Source organism: Azonexus sp. (assembly GCF_036170495.1).
In the GTDB taxonomy this organism is placed as follows: Bacteria; Pseudomonadota; Gammaproteobacteria; order Burkholderiales; family Rhodocyclaceae; genus Azonexus.
On record NZ_JAVHPH010000143.1, the window covers coordinates 1 to 5026 of the forward strand.

Here is a 5026-nt window from a genome sequence, read left to right on the forward strand (position 1 = left end):
AAATCATGGCTGACCGGCGCTTGCAGGTCTTTCATGCCGTCGCAAAACATCTGAGCTTTACGCGGGCGGCCGACGCCTTGTTCATGACGCAGCCGGCCGTCACCTTTCAGATCAAGCAACTGGAAGAGCAGTACGGCACGCGCCTGTTCGAGCGGCGGCACGGCGGCATTTCGCTGACGCCGGCCGGCGAGATGGTGCTCACCTACGCTGAAAAGATCCTCGCGTTGTCCGATGAAATGGAGACGCGGCTGGCCGAAAAGACCGGCGATATGCGCGGGCCGCTGCTCGTCGGGGCCAGCCCGACCATCGCCGAATTCATGCTGCCGCGCATCCTTGGTGAATTCAATGCGGCCTATCCGCAGGTCCGGGCCCGCTTGATTGTTGCCAACTCGGAAAGCATCGAGAGCCAGGTGGCCGAACATACCCTCGATGTCGGGCTGATCGAGGTGCCGGCCAAGCTCGCCGGCCTGACTAGCCAGGTCTGCTGCGCCGACGAGTTGCTGGTCATCTGCGCGCCCGACTACCCGCTGGCCGGCATGAAGTCGGTGACGCCGAAGGCGCTGGCCGAGTACGAATATATTTCTCGCGAACCTGGATCGGGTACGCGAGAAATTATCGATGCCTATTTTCTCGCCCATAAAGTTCCGCCGGCCAGCCTCAAGATGCAGATGGAACTGGGTAGTCCGGAGTCGTTGAAAGGCGTCGTGGCGACTGGCCTCGGTTTTGCTATCGTGCCGAGAGCCGTCGTCGCCAAGGAAATCCAGCTCGGCGAACTCATCGCCACGCCGCTCAAACCACCGCTCGAACGCAGCCTCTATCTGGTTTTCCAGAAAGATCGTTTCCAGTCCCGGCTGGCCCGGACCTTCATTCAATTTGCCCGAACAAAACTGAAAGAAATGGCTTCATGAAAACCTCGCGTCCCATTCGTGCGCGCATCGCACCGGCAGCGATTCTCGACAACTACCGGTTGGCCAAACGTCACGCCCCGCAGGCCAAAGCGTGGGCGGTGGTCAAGGCCAACGCCTACGGCCACGGCCAGTGGCGGGCTGTCGAAGCACTGCGCGGCGAGGCTGACGGTTTCGCCCTGCTGGAAGCCGAAAATGCCGTTGCCCTGCGCGAGGCCGGCGTCACCCAGCCGATTTTGCTGCTCGAAGGTGTATTCAGCGCCCGCGACGTGCGGGCCGTTATCGAACAGCGGCTGACCTGCGTTGTTCATTGCCTCGAACAACTCGAACTGCTCGTGCGCAATGGCCAGTTCACGGCGCCCGTTGCGCTTTATCTCAAGCTCAACACCGGCATGAACCGCCTCGGTTTCACGCCGGAAACGCTGCGCAAGGCCAGGGCAATTCTGCAGCAGTTGCCGCAGATTGAAGTCACGCTAATGACGCATTTCGCCGAAGCCGATGGCGAGCGTGGCGTCAGCGAGCAGCTGGCGCGCTTTCGACAAATGGCCGGCGACTGGCCCGGCCCGGTCTGCCTGGCCAATTCGGCGGCTATCCTCAATCACCCGCAAACGCACGGCGACTGGGTGCGGCCGGGCATCATGCTCTATGGCGCCAGCCCGTTTGCCGGGGTCAGCGCCGAGTCGCTCGGCTTGCAGCCGGCGATGACGCTGGAGAGCGCCATCATCGGCGTGCAGGATCTGGTGGCCGGCGACCGCGTCGGTTACGGGGGCATTTTCACGGCCGACCGGCCGATGCGCATTGGCGTCGTAGCCTGCGGCTATGCCGACGGCTACCCGCGCCACGCGCCAAGCGGCACGCCGATTGCCGTCATGGGGCGGCGGACGAAAACGGTCGGCCGGGTTTCGATGGACATGCTGGCCTGCGATCTAAGCGACCTTCCGGAAGCCGGCATCGGTGCCCCGGTCACGCTCTGGGGCGCGGGCATCGCCGGCAACGTGCCGGCCGATGAAGTCGCCACGGCGGCCGGCACCATCGCCTACGAACTGTTCTGCGCCCTGGCGCCGCGCGTCCCGGTGAGCCTCGACAACATTGCTACGGTCAACCGGAAATAATGGCCAAAATCAAAACAATTTATAGCTGCACCGAATGCGGCGCGACCAGCCCGAAATGGCAGGGCCAGTGCCCGGGCTGCAACGGCTGGAACACCCTGGTTGAAACGGTGGCCGAGAAAGCGCCGACCAACAGCCGTTTCGAATCGCTGGCACCCACCGCCCGACTGCTCAATCTCTCGGAAATCGAAGCGCGCGAAGTTGAGCGGATCGCCACCGGCGTCGGCGAGTTCGACCGGGCGCTCGGCGGCGGCCTCGTCAATGGCGCCGTCGTGCTCATCGGCGGCGACCCGGGCATCGGCAAGAGCACGCTGCTGCTGCAGGCTTTGTCCCACCTCTCGGTCGACAACAAGGTGCTCTACGTCAGCGGCGAGGAATCCGGCGAACAGGTCGCCCTGCGCGCCCGCCGGCTCGGCCTCGACACCCGGCGCCTGCAACTGATGGCCGAGATCAACCTCGAACGCATCCTCGCCACCTTGCAGGCGGAAAAACCGGTCGTCGCGGTCATTGACTCAATACAGACGCTGTGGTCCGACCAGTTGTCCAGTGCGCCGGGCTCGGTTGCCCAGGTCCGCGAATGTGCGGCGCAACTGACCCGGCTGGCCAAGCAGGCCGGCATCACTGTCATCCTCGTCGGCCACGTGACGAAGGAGGGCGCTTTGGCCGGGCCGCGCGTGCTCGAACACATCGTCGACACGGTGCTTTATTTCGAGGGCGACACCCATTCAAGCTTCCGCCTCGTGCGCGCCGTCAAGAACCGCTTTGGCGCGGTCAATGAGATTGGCGTTTTTGCCATGACCGAAACCGGCCTCAAAGGCGTCAGCAATCCATCGGCCCTGTTTCTGTCGCAGCACGGTCAGGACGTGGCGGGTTCCTGCGTGATGGTGACGCAGGAAGGGACGCGGCCGCTGCTCGTCGAAATCCAGGCGCTGGTCGATACGGCGCACGGCAATCCGCGCCGGCTGACGGTCGGCCTCGATCCGCAGCGGCTCGCCATGCTGTTGGCGGTGCTGCATCGTCATGCCGGCATCGTCTGCTTCGATCAGGATGTATTCGTCAATGCTGTCGGCGGCGTCAAAATCACCGAGCCGGCGGCTGACTTGGCGGTGTTGTTGTCGATTACATCATCGTTAAAAAACAAACCATTACCGTCGAAACTTATTGTGTTTGGTGAAGTTGGCCTGGCCGGCGAAATCCGTCCGGCACCGCGTGGCCAGGAGCGTTTGAAAGAGGCCGCCAAGCTCGGCTTCACCCGGGCGCTCATACCCGAAGCGAACCGCCCCAAACAGGCGATTGCCGGCATGCAGGTGATCGCCGTTAAACGCGTCGAGGAGGCGGTGGCGCGGATTCGTGAGTTGGAATAAGCTGCCCGCATCATCCTTCCGGCCACCATGTTCAATCTTTCGCGCTATTTCTCGACGCTCAGTTTTATTCTCATCGTGCTGGCCGCTGGGGTGCTCGGGCCGCTTTACCAAAAGCTCTCGCTGCAGCAGATGCAGGATCTGGCCGAGGGACGCAATGTCGCCATGGCCCAGGTTTTCGAGAATTCGCTGCATGATTCGCTGGCTTCACTGATGAGCGACTCAGTCGGCCGGAATGCCAATTTCCTCAAGCAATCGGCCGAGACCAGTCGCCTCCATGCCAGCGCGCTTGACCTGATGCGCAACACCGCGGTGATCAAGGTCAGGATCTACAATCGTCTTGGCAATACCGTGTTCTCAACCGATGTCGCGCAAATTGGTGAGAGCCAACTGGAAAATCCCGGATTCCGTGCGGCAATCAGTGGAACCGTTGCCAGCGAACTCACCCACCGCAACCGCATCGATGCCTTCGAGGGCGCGCTGGCTGAGGTTGATGTACTGTCGAGCTACATCCCCATTCGCGGCAAGGACCATTCGGTCGAGGGGGTTTTCGAGTTGTACCAGAACGTCACGCCCTTCGTCGCCCAATTGCAGCGCAACATGTGGCTGGTTACCGGTGGTGTGGCGCTGGTTTTTGCTGCGCTCTACCTCATGCAGTTTCTCGTCGTTCGCCGCGCCCAGGGGATCCTCGAAGACCAGGAAGGGCGCATCGCGGCCGCCCGTGACACGCTGGAAATCCAGGTCGCGGCGCGCACCGACGAGCTCAAGCGGACCAATACGCAGCTCGAAGGCGAGATCGTCGAGCGCCGGCAGGCGCAGAGCAAACTCAACTACCTGGCCTACCATGATCCACTGACCGGACTCTCCAACCGCCGCAGCTTTATCGAGCGGCTTGAAGAAAGCCTGCGCGAATCGGCCCGCCACGGCGAGCGGCTGGCCATACTATTCATCGATCTCGACCAGTTCAAACAGGTTAACGATTCGCTCGGCCACGGCGTTGGCGACGAATTGCTGGTGTCCGTTGCTGCCCGGCTTTCCGAGCATGTTCGGCTGATCGACATGCTGGCCCGGTTGGGCGGCGACGAGTTCATCTGCCTGATGGAGGGAGTGCGCAGCGAAAGCGAAGTCGTTATGCTCGCCCGCGAAATCATCGCTGCCTTCGAATACCCCTTCAAACTGGACGACCACGAGCTTTTCCTCAGCGCCTCGGTTGGCATCAGTCTTTCGCCCGGCGATGGCGACAGCGTGGTCGACCTCATGCGCAATGCCGACACGGCGATGTACCGGGCCAAGGCGCTGGGGCGCGGCAATTTCCATTTTTATACGCCGGAAATGACGCGCGATGCACAGGAACGCATCCGCATGGAAAACCTGCTGCGCCGGGCGCTCGATAACGGCGAACTGTCGGTCCATCTGCAACCCCAGGTCGAAACCCAAAGTGGCCGACTGGTCGGCGCCGAAGCGCTGGTGCGCTGGAACAGCCCGGAACTTGGCCTGGTCATGCCGATGCGTTTCATTCCGCTGGCCGAGGATTCCGGGCTGATCATCGGGCTTGGCTACTGGGTCCTGCGCGAAACCTGCCGGCAGGTCATGCAGTGGCGCATGAGCGGCTTCGATTTGCCGCAAGTCTCGGTCAATCTGTCGGTCAAGC

Annotated in this window: 4 protein-coding genes; all 4 read left to right on the plus strand. The window is 62.4% G+C overall.

Annotated elements, in window-relative coordinates; genetic code table 11:
- Positions 1 to 908, plus strand: a 908-nt coding sequence (locus ADADOO_RS04510) for a LysR family transcriptional regulator (RefSeq protein WP_511275375.1), incomplete at its 5' end; no start/stop codon positions are given.
- Positions 905 to 2017, plus strand: a complete 1113-nt coding sequence (alr, locus tag ADADOO_RS04515) for an alanine racemase (protein WP_511275376.1) — start codon at positions 905 to 907, stop codon at positions 2015 to 2017. The genes ADADOO_RS04510 and alr, both read left to right, overlap by 4 nt.
- Positions 2017 to 3378, plus strand: a complete 1362-nt coding sequence (gene radA, locus ADADOO_RS04520) for a DNA repair protein RadA (RefSeq protein WP_511275378.1) — start codon at positions 2017 to 2019, stop codon at positions 3376 to 3378. Before alr ends, radA begins: the two co-directional genes overlap by 1 nt.
- A gap of 27 nt (positions 3379 to 3405) precedes the next feature.
- Positions 3406 to 5026, plus strand: a 1621-nt coding sequence (locus ADADOO_RS04525; RefSeq protein ID WP_511275380.1) for a putative bifunctional diguanylate cyclase/phosphodiesterase, incomplete at its 3' end; no start/stop codon positions are given.